We start from the raw sequence: 17,684 nt of genomic DNA on the forward strand, positions 1-17,684 counted from the left end.
ATGGACGCCGCCGGCGTCATCGACGAGGTCGGGTCCGATGTCAACGGCTGGCAGGTCGGTGACGAGGTCATGGCGATGGCGCTGCCGCTCAGCGCCCACGGTGGCGCCTACGTGCAGGAGCTCGTCGCGCCGGTGGGGTCGTTCACGCGGATCCCTCGCGGGACGTCGATCGAGGCCGCGGCGACCGTGCCGATGAACGGGCTGACGGCGTTGCAGATCCTGTCGCACGCCTCGCTCGCGCCGGGGCAGACGCTCGCCGTGACCGGGGCCGCTGGGCTGCTCGGGAACTACGTGGTGCAGCTGGCGAAGGCCGCCGGGCTGACCGTGATCGCCGATGCCGCTCCGGCGGACGAAGTGCTCGTCCGGTCGCTCGGGCCGGACCACGTGGTGCCGCGAGGTGCTTCCTTCGCCTCCGCTGTCCGTGCGCTCGTGCCGGACGGGGCCGATGCGCTCGCCGATGCTGCCGTGCAGCGCGACGAGGTCGTGGACGCCGTTCGCGACGGGGGAGTCTTCTTCGACGTGCGGGGGTGGCAGGGCAACGGGGCTCGGGGGATCGAGTTCGTGCAGGTGATGGTGTTCTCGGAGTACCGCTCGTTCGACAAGCTCGAGCAGCTGCGGCACGCGGTGGAGAGTGGGACGTTGACGCCGCGGGTGGCGGAGGTGCTGTCGGCTGCTCGGGCTGTGGAGGCGCATGAGCGGTTGGAAGCCGGGGGGACGCGGGGGCGGTTCGTCCTGACCTGGTAGGTGCGGGTCAGGACGCTCCGGACGTCGGGCCCCGAGCGAGTCCGCCCCCTTCAACTCCGGCAGCGACCGCGAAGAGCGCGCTCACACGGGACGCACGCCGCGTCCGGCTTCGTACTCCCAACGCTTGCCGAGCGCGTCCGTGAAGGACATCGAAACGAGGGTCCACTTCTCGGCGACGGTGAACGGCCGCATACCGTGATCGCTGCGGACGAGTTCGGAGCAGCTCGAGAGGAGCGCCCAAGCCCGCGCCTTGTGGGGCCGGTCCTTCGGGTGGATCCACTCCGAGTACGACTCGCCGGGCGGGCAGACCTTCGCGCTGAACTCGACCTCTTCGGATCCGTTCATGACCGCCTTCGCCCGGACGTTGTGGATCGCGGCGTCCGAAGCGTTCCGGACGACGAGCACGTTGTTCCAATGCGTACGGTCCTCAGGGTCCTGGTTGGAGAACACGAACGACACCCATGCGCTGACGCGAGCTGCTTCGCGCTCGTCGCGATCGGCGCGAGCCGTCCGATCGGCGCGCCGCGCGAGGACGAGACTGTAGACCGAGATGGCGAGTGTGATGGCGACGCCGAACCATGCGGCGAGAGCTTCGTTGCTCATGGAGATCCCCCTTGTGATCTGGTGGTGAAGAGGAGCGTACCGAAGTATTACCGTTGAGTACCACCGATAGGCCAGTCGAGAGGTATCTTGCCCCTCGCGGCCGGTGCTGGATCAGTAGTGAGGACGGTGCCCTTCATGGCTTCTCGGACGACTCATCGAAGCGAGGTCGTGTACCGGAGCCCAGCGGACCCTGGAGTCGCCGTCGGGACGCTGCTGATCTTCGCGCCTATTGGCGTGATGGCCCTCGCCGGGGCCGCGGTGAAGGGGTTCGACAGCGCATCGCTGATCGTGCTCGCCGTGGTGCTCGTGTCCCTGATCTCGGCGATGGTGCTCGCTTCGCGCGCTGCGGCGTTCGTGCGGTGTTCGCCGCAGTTGGTGACGGTCGGCGTCGCGCCGTTCTGGAGGTCACGACTGCTCCGTTGCGACATCGTCGATGTTGCGGTCGTCCAGGTCGATGCGTGCGCAGACTACGGCGGATGGGGCATCAAGGGCTCGGCTCGAAGCTCTCGTGGCCGCCTGTACTCGGTGGGTGGGACCGACACTGTGCAGATCGTTATGCGGGACGGGCGGAGGTACTTCGTCACGTTCAAGGACCCCGCGACGCCAGATCGCGTTTGCGCTGCGCTTCAGAGCAGCAGCTGAGAAAGGTCAGGCCGGCGTGAATCGTCGCTCGAGCAGTTGAGCCGTTGCTTCGACAGGAGTCGAACCGGCTGACTTGTGGAGGAGCGCCTCGAGCTTTCGCGGCCACAGCACGTTGATGCCATCCACAGTGAAGCTCCCCCCGAAGAGCGGCCAATCTGCGTCAACGAAACAGAGGGCGCCGAACACGGGTGCGCTGACCGCGGCACGGACGAGCTCCAACTGTCGCTGAACCCCTGCGACCAAGGTGGGTTTCTTCCGCCCGCCGACAGTCAAGTGCTCGACGCGTGGCCGGAACAGCCCACCTTCCACTTGCAGCGACGGACGCCTGCCTCGGTACCGCTTCGAGTCGATCACCCACACCCCAGCTGGGGTGACAACGAGGTGGTCGATGTTCGCGCGCGATCTGGGCACCCGGCGATCGTGGAGGACGCGCGTCGATTCGGACGCCAAGCGATCGAGACAGGCTCCCACGGTTTCCTCCCCAACCGCTCCGGATCTCCAGGCCGCGGTGCTCTGACGCTCGTCGCTGAGGGCGACCGCGACGTTCCCGAGACGACCCCACCGGTCTCTCAAGGCTGCTTCGTCCCTCGCCTTGCGTCGCTCGTGCTCGCGCCGCGCTGACGCTCCTGCACCCGTGGTCGGCGAGCCGCTCACTCCTTGTTCTTCTTCTTGAACAGTCCGGCGACGCGACCGCCGACTGCATCGGCAGCCCCGACGACGGAACCGCCGAGGTTCTTCACCGAAGTCAGCGCCTGCGGTTCGTCAGGGACTCCGTCGCCGTCGAGGTCGACACTGCGGAACGCCTTGGAGATGCTTCCCGCCGCGTTGGCCACACCACCGCCGACAGCTCCGGCGGCGTCGCTGACCCAGGTACCGGTGGACTTCGCTGCCTCTTCCAGCGCTGCGAAGGCCCGACTTTCACTCTCGCCATCCGTGCCATCTGACTTCAGCGGCGCAGTGAGGTGATCAGGAAAGGACTCCGGTGCCTCCGGGAACGCCGTCCTCGAGGACTTGACGACGTCCCGTCCGAACACGAACCGCGCGACGCCTCCGGTGACGGCTCCGACGCCGTACTCGATCGTGGCTCGCTGCTTGCCGGTCAGGTTCTCGCGGACCGGATCGAGTTCGCCCGTCTGGATCGTTCGGATCAGGCTCTGCGCAGCACCGCCGGGGAGCGCATCGGAAAGCGTGCTCGCCCAGTGGGACCAGTCCTCTCGCCCCGACGCGATCCGTTGGCCGGTGGTGACCACGCTGTCCGATGAGATCGACGCCACGTCGCTCGCCATGGCGGCGATCTGCTGTTGTGCGACGCGTTCATTCGTGAGCCCGTACACGAGAGCTTGTGCCTGGTCCTTGTCGAGATCCATGCCGTGGATGTCCGCGACTGCGAGCCCGAAGACCGCGGTGATCTCGAACTGCAACTGCTGGTCGCCAGCAGGCAGGAGCTTCGCGACCGCACCCTGGGCGCCAGTCTTTGCGGCACTCTTCGCGAGGTTCTTCGCGGCGAGCTTCGCGGCCTCCTTACCGGTCCGCTTCGCAGCCTGGGCACCGATGCTCTTCGCGCCGGCGGCAGCGGGACCGACACCGGGGATCATCGCGATCGCGATGTCCGCAGCGATCGACCCGACTGAGATCGCTGCACCGGCAGTCGTGATCGACGTCGTGTAGTGCCGTTCGAGCAGCTGGATCACTTCTGCAGGGGTGGCCTCGGGATTGCGGCTCCGCACCCACTTCACGTACTTGCGCGCGATCGCGCGGCGACCGCTGACAGCCCGCGCGATGTCGACTGCTGCCTCGTCCGCGGGTACTTCCGCTTCGAGGGCGACTTCCGTAGTGGAGTTGTCAGTCATGGTCCTGCTTTCGCTCGCTCACGAGCCGCGGACGCAGGGGACTCATGTTGAGGTACCCCTGTGAGCCTGCCTGCTCTACCTTCCCCGAATCGTATGGGCCGGTTGCAACGCAGACAGCAGCCCAGAACGAGGGGTGCGGGTTCGCGCACGGTCGTGCGGAATACGTCGGCCGCTTACTCAGATCCGCTGCCAGCCTCGGGACACTCGGTCGTCATGCAGGTCGAGCTCGACCGCCTCGCGGGGGCTTGCGCGGGAGTTGCTGTGCGACAGACTTTGCTCGTGAGTCGACCAGAGAACCGAATGACCCGCCTCCGCGAGGCCCTGCGGTACCTCGACGATCACGACCGCGAGGGGCGGCGTCTCGAAGTCTGGCAGAACGTGCTGGCGGCAGTTCCGCTCGAGGGGGAGGAGCTCGAGCTCAACTCGAAGCGTCGACCGCAGGGTGAGTCCGACTTCCTCTGGGGAACGACGGCGCTCGTCCACGCCGGCTACCTGACGAAGCAGAACCGAGGCGAGTGGCACCTGACCGACGACGGTCGTGCCGCAGCCGCCCTCGAACTCGACGACTTCACACGGATCCTCAACGAGCGCGAACGTGCCTTCCAGAGGGCGCAGCGGGAGGATGTCGCGCTGCGCCTCGCGACGGAGATCGTGCCTCCCGATTGGCGAGCAGAAGTCATCCGAACCACGAGCGCGCTCTTCGTCGGCCGAGGCCTTCGTCAGCTCGATTCCGTGTTCGCACCCGGCCGCGGTGTGTGGCGTGAAGAGACTGCGGTCGAGCTCGACCGCGTGTTCCTCAGTCGACCCGACATCGCCGGTGACGACTTCCTGACGAAGATCGGCGCGCAGTTCGCAGACGCGAGCGATGACGCAAAGCTCCTCATGGCCGAGCTGATCTGCTGGCAAGTCCTGCCTTTGCAGACGCCGGGCGAGCGGAAGAAACGCGAGCGCGTTCAGTTCCTACTGGATCTCATGGAACATCCCGTCACGATTCCGAACGAGGTCGACGAGGCATTCCGGTCGTGGTCGTTCAACCCTGGCCAGGCCCTCTCGGGAAGCCATACCTTCTCGGCTCTCTCCGTCGTCGTCCGCGCAGCGTCAGCTTGGATCGGTCTCAGTGATGAGGCTCGCGCTCGAGCCCTTGAGGACCCGTGGGCCTGGCGGGACGTGGTCACCGGGATCGAAGGCACGGCTCTTCCGATCCAGCGGAACGAGCTGCTGTTCCTCGTGCACCCGGGTGTTTTCGGCGAGGTCGTTTCGGCGGACAACCGTGAGGCCATCCGTATCGCCTTCGCGGGCGAGGTCGAGGGCCAGATGGACGACGACCCCGACGCGGCGTTCCAACAGATCACGATCGCGCTGCAACAGAAGGCCAAGGGGCCCGCTCTGTACTACGCCGAGCCACTTGCGTCCCGTTGGCAGGTCACAAGCCGCCCTGAACCGTTGCCTGGTCCGGATCCCGAGCCGACCCCGGCGCGCGATGGTTTTCCGGATGCGAATGCGTCACTGGTCGATTCGCTCCACATGCCGCTTCCGTGGCTGCAGGACACACTCGACCTCATCGAGCGCCGCAAACAGGTGATCCTCTACGGCCCTCCGGGCACCGGCAAGACCTTCCTGGCTCAAGCGCTCTCGAAGCACGTGACGGACGGCACCGACGGCGAGACCACCATCGTGCAGTTCCACCCGACGTACTCGTACGAGGACTTCTTCGAGGGTTTCCGCCCCGTCGCCAACGACGACAGCGGCAACGTCGCCTTCACGCTCCGGAAGGGTCCGCTCCGGCGCCTCGCCGACGCGGCCGCCGCCAACCCGGAGGCGAACTACTTCCTGGTCATCGATGAGATCAACCGCGGCAACATCGCGAAGGTGTTCGGTGAGCTCTACTTCCTGCTCGAGTACCGGGACAGCGAGATCTCCCTGCTCTACAGCGACGAGCCGTTCACCCTTCCGAGCAACATCTTCGTCATCGGCACGATGAACACCGCCGATCGCTCGATCGCGATGCTGGACGCCGCCATGCGGCGACGATTCGCGTTCATCGAACTGCATCCGGAACGCACGCCCGTGCAGAACGTGCTGTCGCGCTGGGCGGCGACCAAGGGCCTCCAGGATGACCGTGCCGCGTTGCTGACACGACTCAACGCACAAATCCAGGACCACGATGCCAAAATCGGCCCGTCGTTCCTGATGCGCGACCTCGAAGGAACAGGTCTGCAGGACGTGTGGCGGTACGAGATCCTGCCGCTCCTGGCGGAGCACCACTACGGCGAAGGCGTCGACCTGGAGGCGCGGTACGGCCTGGTAACGCTGCGTCGTCAGGCGACGCGCGACGCTGCGGACGGGGCCGAAGGTGCTTCCGTCAACGATTGAGCTGCGGGAAGCAGACCAGCCGGTGGTGCACCGGCTGCCGCGCGCGGTGGCGGTCGGTCTTGCGTCAGCGAACATCGCGACGGTCGCACCGATGCTCGGCGCAGACGAGTACCGCGTGAGCGGTGTCCGGAAGGTCGGCGTCGTACGGATCGCCGGGCACACGGTGTGGTTGAAGCCGAAGACGCCGGTGCGGCGGCTGTTCGCGATGCTCGGGTATGCCCGTGCCGGAAGTGCGATATGGACCGAAGAGGACTTCGGCTTCGAGGAGGACGATGACCTCGTGCCGGCGTTGGCGCACGCGTTCGTGCGGCAGGCCTCGCGGGCGTTGGCTGGAGGACCGCTTCGCGGGTACGTCACGCGCGAGGACGCGCTGCCGCTCGTGCGTGGTCGGTGGCGGATCGGGGACCAGCTGACCCGGCGGGGTGGGCAGCCGCTGCCGGTCGAGGTGTCGTTCGACGATTACGTCGAGGACATCGCGGAGAACCAGGTGCTGCTGACCGCAGCGACGCGGTTGTTGCGACTGCCAGGTGTGCCGGCCGATGTGCTCGGGACGCTGCGACGGATCGTGCGGGTGCTCGATGGAGTGTCGGTGATCCCCGTCGGGGCGCCGGTGCCGGTCGTCCGGCTGGATCGACGAAACGCGCGGTACTCGTCGGCGCTGGCACTGGCGTCACTCGTACTGTCGGGGTCGTCTGTCGAACAGCGCGCCGGGTCAGTCGTCGCGTCGGGATTCCTCGTCGACATGTGGTCGGTGTTCGAGGACTTCGTCTCGGCCGCTCTGCGCGAGGCGTTCAAGCCCTATGGGGGAGTGCTCGTGTCGCAGTACCTATCGACGCTCGACGTCGAAGGCACGGTGAAGATCGCGCCGGACCTCGTGTGGCTCGTCGACGGAGAGGTACGGGCGTGCATCGACGTCAAGTACAAGGTCGAGAAGCACGGGCAGTACCCGAACGCTGATCTGTACCAGATGGCGGCGTACTGCAGGAGGTTCGGCCTTGGCACAGGCCATCTAGTCCACGCCGGCGCCTCACGAACGATCACCTCACCTCAGATCCGTGGTGGCCCAAGAATTCTTGGCCGAGGACTGGCGCTCGACCAAGCTTCCAAAGTCTTGGAGACGCAACTCGCGGACATCGCAGAAGACTGCGCAACTGAAGTTCGAGCGGCGAGAGTGTGACCTCCGGACCCGAAAGCGGGGCAGGGAGGAAGTGCAGCTCGACCCGGCGACCCGTTGGGGCCAACTTCCAGACGGCAGCAACCCTGCACGGCCCCAGAAACGAGCATCGCTCCAGTACGCACTGAAGGCCACGTGTGATTCCACCTGGATGCCGCCTCGGGTCCGAGCGTGACCCACACGGGGAGCGTCCGATGACGCAGTGTCGGAGGATGTCCGTAGTCTTGACCGGCAACTAGATCGAAGGAGCACCACGTGTCGCAAGGCAAGATCCCCGTAGTCGACCTCTTCGCAGGTGCAGGGGGCTTGGGACTTGGCGCTGTCGCCGCCGGTGGCGATCTGCGACTGTCGGTTGATAACGACTTTTACTCGTGTGAGACATTGCGGCGAAATCAGGCCCACCCGGGTCAGGTACTTCAAGCGGATGTGACAGCCGTCACCGGTGCAGACCTGCGAAGTCGTGCAGACCTTGGGGCCGCTGATCCTGTTGTCGTAGTCGGGGGAGCTCCTTGCCAGCCATTCAGCAAGGCAGCTTATTGGCTCGACAAGGGTGAAGAGGCTGCCTTCCGCCGTGCACGAAGCAGAGGTGAGGTCGCCGAGCGGCTGCATGCCCCTATTGAAGCTCGACCGGACTCGCGCAGGACGTTGGTGTCCGAGTACATGCGACTTGTCCTTGAAGTGGACGCTGAAGGGTTTGTCTTCGAGAATGTGCCCAGTATTCTGCACCCGCGTAACAAAGCAGTATTCGAGGCTCTGGAACAGGACGCGTCAGATGCGGGATATCTGACTCGGCGCGTTGTTGCTACAGCAACGCAGTATGGGGCGGCACAGAGCCGACAGCGCGTTTTCCTTCTTGGCTCGAAGCACCGGGTGCCCGACACGCCGAGCCCGACCCACGGCGGGGAAGGGCTGCTGCCCGTAGTCACGGCAGGGGAAGCAATCGGAGATCTTGACCGGGACGAGTATCAGGAAGACGGTGAAGTGGTAAGCGGAAGATGGGCAGATCATCTTCAGCAGATTCCGCCCGGTATGAACTACAAGCATCATACCAAATGGGCAGGGCATCCCAGCCCCACGTTTGAGGCAGAGACTCGCTACTGGAACTTTCTACTCAAGCTGAGTCCAGACAGGCCCTCCTGGACTATTCCAGCGAGTCCTGGGCCATGGACCGGCCCCTTCCATTGGACAAGCCGTCGTCTGAGAATCCGCGAATTGGCTGTATTGCAAAGTTTTCCACAAGGATATAGTTTCGCGGGGCCGCGGCGAGAGCAAATTAGGCAAATCGGTAACGCGGTACCGAGCGTTATGGGTGCAGCAATGGTTGCATCAGTGATCTCGGCAGTTGAAGGGAAGGGGAGCGATGAAGGCCATTAGCCTATTTTCGGGATGTGGCGGACTCGACCTAGGAGTCGAGCAGGCGGGATTTAACGTAATAGCTGCGAACGATAACGATCCCCGGGCTGCCCGGGCTCACGCTCGTAACTTTCCAAGCGTAGCCTTTCATCTGGGTAGTGTGACCGAATTTACCGAGGACCGGGTGAAAGAACTCGTCGGTCCTCAAAATCTCGGAGATATTGACCTGCTGGTTGGAGGTCCGCCGTGTCCGCCTTTCTCCAAGAGTCGTTTTTATCTGAAGAACAAGCCAAGGGCGATGGAAGACCCGATTGGTGAAGAGACAATCACAGGCTACCTAAATACCCTCCGATGGTCTCGGCCCCGCGCCTTCATCCTCGAGAACGTCGCAGGTATGGCATTCAAGGTTCATGCAAGCACCGTCGACTACATAATCAAGACGGCGGAAAGCTTGGGGTACGCCTGCACATCTCGTGTTCTGAACGCGGCAGATTTCGGCGTCCCACAGATTCGCCAGCGATTTTTTATAGTTGGAATTCATCGGGAGGCCGGTGCTGCTGAGTTTCGTTGGCCAGAAGCCACTCATGCTGAAGCGCCTGCCGAGACGGGTCTTTTGCCATGGGAGCCCGTCGGTAAGTGGATTGGGGATCTTGACACCGAAGAAAACGCAGCAGATGTTGGGCATGTGGCGGGAGGGAAACATCGGGAGCTATTGAAGCAGGTGCCGCCCGGGGACAACTATTTGTTCTTCACGGCGAAGCGGGGGCATCCTAATCCTCAATTCGAATGGCGGAGTCGGTATTGGTCGTTCCTTTTGAAGCTATCGCCTGAGTTGCCGTCCTGGACGATACAGGCACGGAGGTCCAATAATATGGGTCCGCTTCATTGGCGCAATAGGATGTTGCGCATTGAAGAGGTAAAGCGGATCCAGACGTTCCCGGACGATTGGTATCTGGATGGAACGATCGAGCAACAGTGGCGCCAGGTTGGGAATGCGGTACCAGTCGGTCTTGCTCGGGTGCTTGCCGCTTGCGTTCGGGACGCACTTTCTTCGGTCGGTAGCGGAGAAGCGGATCTTGCGGCATGATGTCTGCAACCAAGCGGCGAATCATCGCTGCGAATGAATTCACTCCTGGGCAACTGGGAGGAGCGGAATCGGCTCTCATTTTTTTGCTTGAGGCTGTCGGCGTGCCGCCCATTTCTCAGGCGGAATTTTCGGAAGTAGTTCGAGTTAAATGGTTTTCGTCTTCCGCGCACCACCGAATTGATCCGGTCGAGCGCACAAATCAGCAACTGAAGCGTAGCGCAAATGTCATTACCGGAATGCGGCAGTATGGGCTTCTTGGCCCGGGCAAGAATGTCTTGTCCTTAACGCCCCTCGGTGAGGATATTCGGTCCTTGCTTGCACAAGGCAGCGGCCGAGAAGCCGCCGATCTGTTGGCATCCTATCTCCTCACCGAGGCCAGTGGTATCGATGTTTTGCGCGCCGCGGAAGCGGTAAGGCGGCGAGACGGATTCGTCCGTGGACAGGCCGTCGCTAACGAAATGAGGCTTCGAGGCTACGATATACCGAACAACAATTCGTCCGCGTCGAAAATGCGCCAATGGCTAGAGTGGTCAGGGGTGGTGGATGCTGAGTGGAAGGTCGACAACGGTCGCCTTCGCGCGCTGGTCGGGTATGGGCTGGATGAAGTGGCTGATTGGCAGTCACTGACGTGGACTCAACGGGCGTATCTGGAAGCTCTTCACGACGTGTCAACTGTGACGCCTGAAGCTTGGTTCCCGGCTAAACAAATCCTGTCGATTATTGACGAGCGCGCGGTGCAATTCGATCGAGCTCAAGCGCGCAAAACTATTTATGAGCCGCTTGCGAAGGCCGGCTGGATTGAACTGAGTTCCTCGAGTGACGGTCGGCACTCGAAAGGTGGTGACATAAAGCAAGCGCCTAAGAGTCTTTCGTTTGAGTTCGCCGCGGTAGGTATCCTTCCAGCTGATCCGCTACCGGCTTCTCTCCAAGAAGCGCTGAACCAGGATCTGACGTCCGTGCTCGCGGAGTTGAAAAGTGATGACACGGGCCGGAAAGGCATTGCATTGGAGGTTCTTGCGGCCCGTATTGCTCGCGATCTAGGTCTAGTGCCACGTCAGTTGCGCGTTCGCGGGGTCGAGACGGGTGGTGCGGAGGTTGACCTGCTGGCGGAGCGAAGCGGCTTTTCTTTCGAACGTTGGACAGTTCAGTGTAAGAATCAGCACGCTCCGGTATCAGTTTCTGTTGTCGCGAAGGAGGCCGGTGTTGCGGCCGTTCTCCGTTCCAACGTTGTGCTTATCGTAACGACCAGCACTTTCACGAAAAGCGCGAGAGCATTTGCTAAGTCGGTCAACGAGATTTCAGCAGCACAGATTATGTTGCTGGACGGAGCCATGGTGACGGATTACGCGAATCGTGGACCTCAGGCGATTCAAGAACATCTTCATGTATTAGCTAAAGAAGTGGGGAGTCACAAAGCACTTCAAAGTACTGAAATTGCGGAGTTGTAGTCGTTCGCCGCCGCTATCTGCTGGTCATGGAGTCGCGTTTAGGCTTATTGCATTGGATGCTCGAGGTGCATGTGACGGCCGGTAGATGAAGTGATCGAGGTTGATCCGCACACTGCGATTTTGCGATCAGGCGGCAGATCGCGGAGTGTGATCGCGACCTCGCCGAAGTTCCTCCCTGCCGACGCCAACTGCAAGGTTACCGAGCCGGCGGGTCTCGGCTGCCCCCCGGCCTCGGGCAGCGGCAGCCCGGCGAACCGCTCCTGCGAGTGCTCCAGCCGAATCATGGCCTCGGCGGCGTCGGGACGGTTTCGATCGGGGATCGCCAGCGCCTCGAGGACCGCCGGATGCACACCCGGGGCCGCAGGCCCGCCGAGCACGACAACGTCATCGAGCACGAAGGACCCCAACCGCGACCACGAGTGATCGGTCAGCGCCGGATCCCCTATGTACACGTCGTCCAAGCCGGCATCGACGAGCGCCATGGCCTGGAACAACGATGGTACGGTGCGGTGCTCCTCGACGGTCGGCATTCCCTGGCCGAGCGGCCCACGCCGCAGGGAATCAGGGGCGATGAAAGCCCCGACCCGCCGTCCGTACTGCCGAGTAACGGCGACTGAAGACGTCACTGACGACAGTGCCAGCCTGGTCCACTCCCGCGGGTAGAAGTTGTGGATCAGCTCGACGTCCAGGTCAGCGAACGGCGCGGGGTCAGCCGCGCGCAGCGTGATCGCGTTGAGCGCGATCGGCAGAACTGCAGCGATCGCCAGTATCTGGGGACCGAGAGGCCGAAGTCGATGCGCACCCGCGCCACCCCGATTGACCGCAAGAATTCCCACGGCGAATCGCCGGCAGCCGAGCGGTGTTGGGGGAGACGTCCGTGACGACCGACAGCCCGGACGACGCAGCGGCGGACACGATCGCGGTCGCAGCAGCCCGGGCTTCCGCAGGAGAGCCCTCTGGGATGTGCAACGAGGTGAACGCGAGCGTCGCACTTGCGGCCGCGGCGGCCTCGAAGGTCGGACCAGCCAGCGGACCGTGCGCCAGGTACGTGCTCGCGCCAAACCGCTTCAGCGCGCAGCTCCCACGGAGTCCGCCGGATTGAGGTGCACGTCGAGCGGCGCATCCGGAGCGACAGGGTCGCCGGACGGCATTGACGACTGTGCCTCCAGGTCTGCCCGCACCGAGCCGGACACCCCGAACAACAACGTCGCCACGAACCCCACGACATAGGCCACCACGAGCCCCGACCCGTACCCGAGCAGCGCCCACCCGTACCCGGACGAACCGTTCAGCAGCGGGAGGAGCGACAGGTCCGAGGCCCCGATGGCGATCGCCCCGACGGAGTGCCCGAGCTGGTCGAACAGCCCGACGACACCGCCGCCGAACGCTCCACCGATGCAGGCGGTGATGAACGGCCGACCCAGGGGGAGCGTCACGCCGTAGATCAGGGGCTCCCCGACGCCGAGGAACCCGGCCGGCAACGCACCACGGATGGTCCGCACGAGTGAGGCGTTCGACCGGAACCGCACCCACAACGCGATGCACGCGCCGATCTGCCCGGCGCCACCCATCGCCAGCACGGGCAGCAGTACGGTCCACCCGGTCTGGTCGATGAGCGTGGTGTGGATCGGGATGAGCCCCTGGTGCATCCCGGTCATGACAAGCGGCAGGAAGAGGCCTCCGAGCACGAAGCCGGCGAAGGCCCCACCGTTCGCGAGCAGCCAGGTGGCAGCGGTACCGATCGCGACCGAGACGACACCGGCGACGGACATGAGCACGCCGAGGGTAATCGAGCCGGCGACCAGGACGGTGACGGTCGGCACGACGATGAGCGCGATGACGTCCGGCGTGACCCGGCGCATGAACCGCTCGACGTAGGCGGCGAGGATGCCGCCGGCCAGCGCACCGAGCACACCGCCCTGCCCGGGAGCCAGGGTCTCGCCGAACACCGTGACGTTCGCGACGCCGGCCGCGACGATGATGCCGCCGACTGCGCCGCCGAGGATGGGCGTGCCGCCGAACTCCTTCGCGGCGTTCATCCCGACGAACACGGCGAGCAGCGACAGGAACCCGGACGAGAGCACGCCGAGGAACGGCGTCACGGCGGGCACCCAGCCGAGGTTCGTCAGGATGCCGTTGATCCCGGCGATCAGCCCGCAGGCGATCAGTGCGGGGATGAGCGGGATGAAGATCGCGGAGATCTTCCGGATCGCGCGCATCGTGCGCCCGTCGGAACGGGACCGCGCGGTCGCCTTGATGGACGCACCGCGAGCAGCGAGCTCCTCAGGCGACGCACCAGGCCCACCAGCCGCAGCCGACGGGGCGGCCGCGCGCAGGGCCTCCAGACCGTCGGCAACGCGGTCGACGAGACCCGGGCCGAGCACGATCTGCAGGTTCGAGCCGGCCGCGATGGCGGCCATGACGCCGTCGGTGGCCTTGAGGTCCTCGAGCGCGACGGAGGAGTCGGACACGACCTCGACCCGCAGGCGGGTCATGCAGTTCTCGACGTCGGCGATGTTCGCGGAACCGCCGACGGCGTCGAGGATCTGCTGGGCGAGTTGCTGTGCATCGGGCATTGCTGTGCTCCTCGGGGGAAAGGAAACGAACGGGGGAACGGGGTCTACAGCACGGCGCGCAACGAGCCGGCAGCAGCATCGAGGCGCTCGCGGGCATCGGCAGCCGAGGCGCCGGTCAGGATCACGGCGATGGCGGTCTTGACCTCGCCGTCCGAGGCGTCGAGTGCCGCCTGGACCTCGGTCGAGGCAGCGCCGGTGACGTCCTGCACGAGCGAGAACGCCCTGGCGACGAGCTTCGCGTTCGTCGCCCGCACGTCGACCATGCGGTTGCCGTACGTCTTGTGGCTGCGCACCATCGCGAGCGTGGTGAGCATGTTCAGCACGAGCTTCTGCGCGGTGCCCGCCTTCAGGCGGGTCGAGCCGGCGATGAACTCGGGGCCGACGACGACGTCGATGGCGATGTCGGCCTCCCGCCCCGCGGCCGAGTCGGGGTTGCACGCGACGGAGACCGACAGGGCGGACCGTCGCCGGGCCTCCAGGACGGCCGCGATCACGTAGGGCGTCCTGCCGGACGCGCTGATCCCGACGACCACGTCGTCGGCCGTCAGGCCGAGCGCGTCGAGGTCGCGGACGGCGGCTGCTTCGTCGTCCTCCGCGCCCTCGACCGCGGTGGTCAGGGCGGGGTCGCCGCCGGCGATCACGCCGACCACCTGGGTCGGGTCGGTACCGAAGGTGGGTGGGCACTCGCTGGCGTCGAGGACGCCGAGCCGGCCCGGCGTGCCAGCGCCGACGTAGACGAGTCGGCCGCCGCGCGCGAACGCTGCGGCGATCGAGTCGGCCGCCAGGGCGATGGCCGGGAGGCACGGCTCCAGTGCCGCAGGCACGCTGCGGTCTCCGGCGTTCATGCGCTGGGCAGCTTCCAGCGTGGAGATCGTGTCGATGTCGTCCAGCGAGTGGTCGGTCGCCTCGGTGGTGAGGGCCGCGAGTTCGTCGCGGAGGGCGTCGTGAGCCTCGGTTGTGTGGGTTTCGGGCGTCTGGTTCATGGTGGTGCTCAGTTCCGGTGGTGGGTGCGGACGGCGTCGCGGCTGCGGGCGAGGAGCGGCTGGGAGCGCTCGTCGGTGCGTTGCGCGACGACGATGAACAGGGTGTCGACGATGGCGAGCTGGCTCATCCGGCTGCCCATGGCCGCGGGGCGCAGGGCACTCTCGGCACCGGCGACACCGAGCAGGACGTGATCGGCGGTGGTGGCGAGCGGGGCGGAGGCGTGGCCGGTGATCGCGATGATCGTGGCGTGCTGGGCTCGGGCGGCGTGGGCGACCTCGAGGGTCTCGACGGTGGAGCCCGAGTGGCTGACGAGCACCAGGACGTCGTGCTCGCCGATCACGCTCGCCAGGGTCAGGGCGTTGTGCGGGTCGTCGGCGATCGAGCTGACGATGCCGATGCGCTCGAGCTTGAGGTGCAGGTCGCGGGCGACGATGCCGCTCGCGCCGACCCCGTACAGGACGACTCGGCGGGCGTCGCTCACGGCGGCTGCTGCTGCTTCGAGTGCGTGTCGGTCGAGTGCGGCGCGGGTGTCGGCCATCACCGCTCGGACGTCCTCGGTGACCTTCGCGATCACGGTGGCGACGTCGTCGTCGACCGCGACCCCGGCGTGGATCTCGGTGGACTCACGCTCGTGGATCCCGCGTTCGACGGCCCGGGTCATGCTGCGCTGCAGGGTGGCGAAGTTCGCGAAGCCGAGGTGCTGGGCGAAGCGGGAGACGGTGGCGGGGGAGACCCCGGCTCGGCCGGCCAGGTCGGTGGCGTTCGTGGTGGCCGCGGCTGCCGGGTCGTCGAGGACGGCGTCGGCGATGGCGCGCATGCTCGACGGCATGCTCGCCGACTGGGTGCGGACGAGGGCGAAGGCGTCGGCGCGCTCGGATCGCTCGGTGATCGTCATCCCGCCATGAAACCCTCTTTCGCGGACGAGTGCCAGTGCCGAAAGTAAATTGCGTGTTACGTGGTCAGCGCTGGCGAGTGGGTGGCTCGGTGGCTGCCTGCAAGTAACGTCGGGCAGCCCGGGTCTGGCGGAGGAGGAGCGGCGTGAAGGCGACGGCCGCCAGGAGGAGTGCGCCGCAGAGGACCCGACTGAACCCTGCGATGAAGGGGTCGTCATCGACGAGGTTCGGGAGCTGTGGCCCGGCGATGCCGAGGTAGAGCAGCAGGAACTGGCCGAGCGCGATCGGTTGGGAGACGGCGCGGAGACGGGCGAGGTCGAACGCCCGTCGAGCGAGGTCGGAGTTGGCCGGTTCGATCGGGGCCCGCTTGGCGATCGCCTGCGAGACGGTCTTGCGGCCGGAGCGCGAGAGTCCTGCGAGAGGCGCCTGCAGCTGAGGAGTCATGCGGAGGATGGTGGCGATCAGCGAGAACGCCCCCGCGAGCCCGCCGACAGCCGCGGTGCACCCGACGACCATGAGCAGCCGTCCTGGTCCAGCGCCCACGCGCTCGAGTACGACGCCGAAGATCGCGCCGACCACGGCTCCGCCGAGTGCGATCCAGACCGTGCGGCGCCAGGCTCGGCCGGCAATCGCTTCGGGCGTCTCTGATCCCTCCGTCACGGTCGTCATACGACGGAGACCGGCGTGTCGGTGCGGCGTTCGTTCTCGGCCGTGGCGGCTTCCGTGTAGCGCCGAGCTCGGCGGCCTCGGACGACCAGCAACGGTACGAGGAACACCGCTTCGACGACGAAGAGCGCCAGGAAGATCCGGCTGATGAGCGCGCCGCCATCGCCGGTGACGACCCGGGCGAACTGGGGCGCGGCGGCTCCTGCGAACAGCAGGAGGTTCTGGCCGAGGATCAGTCCGTTGAACATGGCGGTCCCGCGGGCGAGGGTGAGCGCGCGGTGCTGCAGTTCCGGGCCCGCGTCGTCCGCAAGCGGAACGCCCGAGCGGATGGCTCTCTTGATGATCTTGCGACGGTCTCTCGTCAGGTCCTCGGTCGCCTGCGTGATGATCGACGACGCGCGTGCACTGGCGGGGAGCAATGAGAGCATCCCGGCCAGGCCGACCAGCACGGCGACACACGTGAAGGTCGCCAGGGCGACGGTCCAGCCGTCCTCGTCCCGCGACGTTGCCCAACCCGCCACCGCTCCGGCGACCGCGGCGATCGACACGACCAGGGCGGTACGACGCCAGGCACGCCGGATGATTCGTTCGTCTTCCCCCATCCGCTCACCCTACGTGGCGGGGCGCAGCCGTTCTGGAGCCGAGCGCCCGTCGGACGCTGGCGGTGTTGTCGAGGTGAGGCGGCCCTCCAGGCCGGACGCCGTCAGGCGACGCCGCGCCGCGGGCGGAAGACCCCCGCGCGGACCAGCCACACGTAGAGCAGGCAGCCGATGCAGACGTCGAAGACGGCGTTGAGGAACGCGGCGACCAGGGCGACCGCCGCACCGATCGGGGCGGCGTACGGCACGCCGAGCAGTGCGAGGAGCAGGGCGACCGCGGTCACGAACAGGCCGACCTGCTGGGCGAAGGTCGGGGGTTCCGGAGCCTCGAGTTCGGCGGGCGGGGCGAGGCGTGGGCGGACGACCCGTCGGAAGAGTGCGCCGTAGGGGTGTCGGCGGATGCCGGCGATGCCTCCGACGGCGAACAGCACGACGATGACCGCGAGCAGCACGATGCCGGCGACCCACGTCTCGGGGATCAGCGTGAGGACGATCGTCGCGGCGAGGAGCACCGTGGTGATGGCGGCGCCGAAGCGTGGGGAGCGCGGGTCGATGCCGCGGTCGGTGTCGGTCGTGGTGGTCATCGGGACTCCTGGGTGCCGGTCGTGTCTGCGGTGCCTGTGGTGCCCGTGGTGCCCGTGGTTCCTGCGGTGAGGACGGTGTCGAGGGCTGCGGCGAGCTCGGGTGGGCGG

General features: G+C 65.9%; 17 protein-coding genes. 7 read left to right on the top strand and 10 right to left on the bottom strand.

Going from position 1 to position 17,684, the window contains the following annotated elements; translation table 11 throughout:
* On the top strand, positions 1 to 744 hold the full coding sequence (locus DEJ35_RS15565) for a zinc-binding dehydrogenase (RefSeq protein ID WP_258378511.1): 744 nt from the start codon (positions 1 to 3) through the stop codon (positions 742 to 744).
* Positions 745 to 825: 81 nt separating this feature from the next.
* On the opposite strand, the gene DEJ35_RS15570 is transcribed toward DEJ35_RS15565, so the two are convergent.
* Complete coding sequence (locus DEJ35_RS15570) at positions 826 to 1,347, bottom strand: hypothetical protein (protein ID WP_110862812.1); 522 nt, start codon at positions 1,345 to 1,347, stop codon at positions 826 to 828.
* Positions 1,348 to 1,482: 135 nt separating this feature from the next.
* On the opposite strand from DEJ35_RS15570, the gene DEJ35_RS15575 reads away from it, so the two are divergent.
* Positions 1,483 to 1,989 carry a hypothetical protein gene (locus DEJ35_RS15575; protein WP_146244818.1) on the top strand — a complete coding sequence of 169 codons (507 nt, stop codon included), beginning with the start codon at positions 1,483 to 1,485 and terminating at the stop codon, positions 1,987 to 1,989.
* Positions 1,990 to 1,995: 6 nt separating this feature from the next.
* Here the strand turns inward: DEJ35_RS15575 and DEJ35_RS15580 are convergent, their stop codons facing one another.
* Together DEJ35_RS15580 and DEJ35_RS15585 are read right to left on the bottom strand one after the other, a co-directional pair.
* The gene (locus DEJ35_RS15580; RefSeq protein WP_111193112.1) at positions 1,996 to 2,643 is read right to left on the bottom strand and encodes a nuclease-related domain-containing protein; all 648 of its coding nucleotides are present in this window, start codon (positions 2,641 to 2,643) and stop codon (positions 1,996 to 1,998) included.
* Entirely contained in the window at positions 2,640 to 3,839 is a 1,200-nt protein-coding gene (locus DEJ35_RS15585) for a hypothetical protein (protein WP_111193113.1), read from the bottom strand. Before DEJ35_RS15585 ends, DEJ35_RS15580 begins: the two co-directional genes overlap by 4 nt.
* Positions 3,840 to 4,052: 213 nt before the next feature.
* On the opposite strand from DEJ35_RS15585, the gene DEJ35_RS15590 reads away from it, so the two are divergent.
* The 5 genes from DEJ35_RS15590 (at position 4,053) to DEJ35_RS15610 (ending at position 11,274) form a co-directional block, all read left to right on the top strand.
* Complete coding sequence (locus DEJ35_RS15590) at positions 4,053 to 6,212, top strand: McrB family protein (RefSeq protein ID WP_181435606.1); 2,160 nt, start codon at positions 4,053 to 4,055, stop codon at positions 6,210 to 6,212.
* 91 nt (positions 6,213 to 6,303) lie between these two features.
* Positions 6,304 to 7,389, top strand: coding sequence for an McrC family protein (locus DEJ35_RS15595; protein ID WP_146244819.1), 1,086 nt, complete (start codon positions 6,304 to 6,306; stop codon positions 7,387 to 7,389).
* A 252-nt stretch (positions 7,390 to 7,641) separates the two neighbouring features.
* The gene (locus DEJ35_RS15600; protein ID WP_111193116.1) at positions 7,642 to 8,760 is read left to right on the top strand and encodes a DNA cytosine methyltransferase; all 1,119 of its coding nucleotides are present in this window, start codon (positions 7,642 to 7,644) and stop codon (positions 8,758 to 8,760) included.
* Positions 8,747 to 9,826 carry a DNA cytosine methyltransferase gene (locus DEJ35_RS15605; protein WP_111193117.1) on the top strand — a complete coding sequence of 360 codons (1,080 nt, stop codon included), beginning with the start codon at positions 8,747 to 8,749 and terminating at the stop codon, positions 9,824 to 9,826. The genes DEJ35_RS15600 and DEJ35_RS15605 overlap by 14 nt, the downstream gene beginning before the upstream one ends.
* A complete protein-coding gene (locus DEJ35_RS15610; RefSeq protein WP_111193118.1) occupies positions 9,823 to 11,274 on the top strand; it encodes a restriction endonuclease in 1,452 nt (483 codons plus the stop codon). Before DEJ35_RS15605 ends, DEJ35_RS15610 begins: the two co-directional genes overlap by 4 nt.
* A 44-nt stretch (positions 11,275 to 11,318) precedes the next feature.
* On the opposite strand, the gene DEJ35_RS15615 is transcribed toward DEJ35_RS15610, so the two are convergent.
* From DEJ35_RS15615 to DEJ35_RS15645, 7 genes are all read right to left on the bottom strand, one after another.
* Positions 11,319 to 12,110 carry a MupG family TIM beta-alpha barrel fold protein gene (locus DEJ35_RS15615; protein WP_181435607.1) on the bottom strand — a complete coding sequence of 264 codons (792 nt, stop codon included), beginning with the start codon at positions 12,108 to 12,110 and terminating at the stop codon, positions 11,319 to 11,321.
* A 231-nt stretch (positions 12,111 to 12,341) separates the two neighbouring features.
* On the bottom strand, positions 12,342 to 13,850 hold the full coding sequence (locus tag DEJ35_RS15625; protein WP_111193120.1) for a PTS transporter subunit EIIC: 1,509 nt from the start codon (positions 13,848 to 13,850) through the stop codon (positions 12,342 to 12,344).
* A gap of 44 nt (positions 13,851 to 13,894) precedes the next feature.
* A complete protein-coding gene (murQ, locus tag DEJ35_RS15630) occupies positions 13,895 to 14,833 on the bottom strand; it encodes an N-acetylmuramic acid 6-phosphate etherase (RefSeq protein WP_111193121.1) in 939 nt (312 codons plus the stop codon).
* Positions 14,834 to 14,841: 8 nt separating this feature from the next.
* Positions 14,842 to 15,729: a MurR/RpiR family transcriptional regulator gene (locus DEJ35_RS15635; RefSeq protein ID WP_181435608.1), complete on the bottom strand. Its 888-nt coding sequence runs from the start codon at positions 15,727 to 15,729 to the stop codon at positions 14,842 to 14,844.
* A 64-nt stretch (positions 15,730 to 15,793) separates the two neighbouring features.
* Positions 15,794 to 16,387, bottom strand: coding sequence for a hypothetical protein (locus DEJ35_RS17415; RefSeq protein ID WP_181435609.1), 594 nt, complete (start codon positions 16,385 to 16,387; stop codon positions 15,794 to 15,796).
* A 5-nt stretch (positions 16,388 to 16,392) separates the two neighbouring features.
* A complete protein-coding gene (locus DEJ35_RS15640; protein WP_111193123.1) occupies positions 16,393 to 16,995 on the bottom strand; it encodes a hypothetical protein in 603 nt (200 codons plus the stop codon).
* A 101-nt stretch (positions 16,996 to 17,096) separates the two neighbouring features.
* Positions 17,097 to 17,576, bottom strand: a complete 480-nt coding sequence (locus DEJ35_RS15645; protein WP_111193124.1) for a DUF4395 domain-containing protein — start codon at positions 17,574 to 17,576, stop codon at positions 17,097 to 17,099.
* Between the last annotated feature and the right edge of the window lie 108 nt (positions 17,577 to 17,684).

This window comes from Curtobacterium sp. MCPF17_051 (assembly GCF_003234595.1).
Classification (GTDB): Bacteria; Actinomycetota; Actinomycetes; order Actinomycetales; family Microbacteriaceae; genus Curtobacterium; species Curtobacterium flaccumfaciens.

What these genes read in the sequence shown, in the direction of transcription:
- DEJ35_RS15565 (WP_258378511.1), top strand. Translation starts at nt 1, where the DNA reads ATGGACGCCGCCGGCGTCATCGACGAGGTCGGGTCCGATGTCAACGGC.
- DEJ35_RS15570 (WP_110862812.1), bottom strand. Translation starts at nt 1,347, where the DNA reads ATGAGCAACGAAGCTCTCGCCGCATGGTTCGGCGTCGCCATCACACTC.
- DEJ35_RS15575 (WP_146244818.1), top strand. Translation starts at nt 1,483, where the DNA reads ATGGCTTCTCGGACGACTCATCGAAGCGAGGTCGTGTACCGGAGCCCA.
- DEJ35_RS15585 (WP_111193113.1), bottom strand. Translation starts at nt 3,839, where the DNA reads ATGACTGACAACTCCACTACGGAAGTCGCCCTCGAAGCGGAAGTACCC.
- DEJ35_RS15590 (WP_181435606.1), top strand. Translation starts at nt 4,053, where the DNA reads ATGCAGGTCGAGCTCGACCGCCTCGCGGGGGCTTGCGCGGGAGTTGCT.
- DEJ35_RS15595 (WP_146244819.1), top strand. Translation starts at nt 6,304, where the DNA reads ATGCTCGGCGCAGACGAGTACCGCGTGAGCGGTGTCCGGAAGGTCGGC.
- DEJ35_RS15605 (WP_111193117.1), top strand. Translation starts at nt 8,747, where the DNA reads ATGAAGGCCATTAGCCTATTTTCGGGATGTGGCGGACTCGACCTAGGA.
- DEJ35_RS15610 (WP_111193118.1), top strand. Translation starts at nt 9,823, where the DNA reads ATGATGTCTGCAACCAAGCGGCGAATCATCGCTGCGAATGAATTCACT.
- DEJ35_RS15625 (WP_111193120.1), bottom strand. Translation starts at nt 13,850, where the DNA reads ATGCCCGATGCACAGCAACTCGCCCAGCAGATCCTCGACGCCGTCGGC.
- murQ (WP_111193121.1), bottom strand. Translation starts at nt 14,833, where the DNA reads ATGAACCAGACGCCCGAAACCCACACAACCGAGGCTCACGACGCCCTC.
- DEJ35_RS15635 (WP_181435608.1), bottom strand. Translation starts at nt 15,729, where the DNA reads ATGACGATCACCGAGCGATCCGAGCGCGCCGACGCCTTCGCCCTCGTC.
- DEJ35_RS15640 (WP_111193123.1), bottom strand. Translation starts at nt 16,995, where the DNA reads ATGGGGGAAGACGAACGAATCATCCGGCGTGCCTGGCGTCGTACCGCC.
- DEJ35_RS15645 (WP_111193124.1), bottom strand. Translation starts at nt 17,576, where the DNA reads ATGACCACCACGACCGACACCGACCGCGGCATCGACCCGCGCTCCCCA.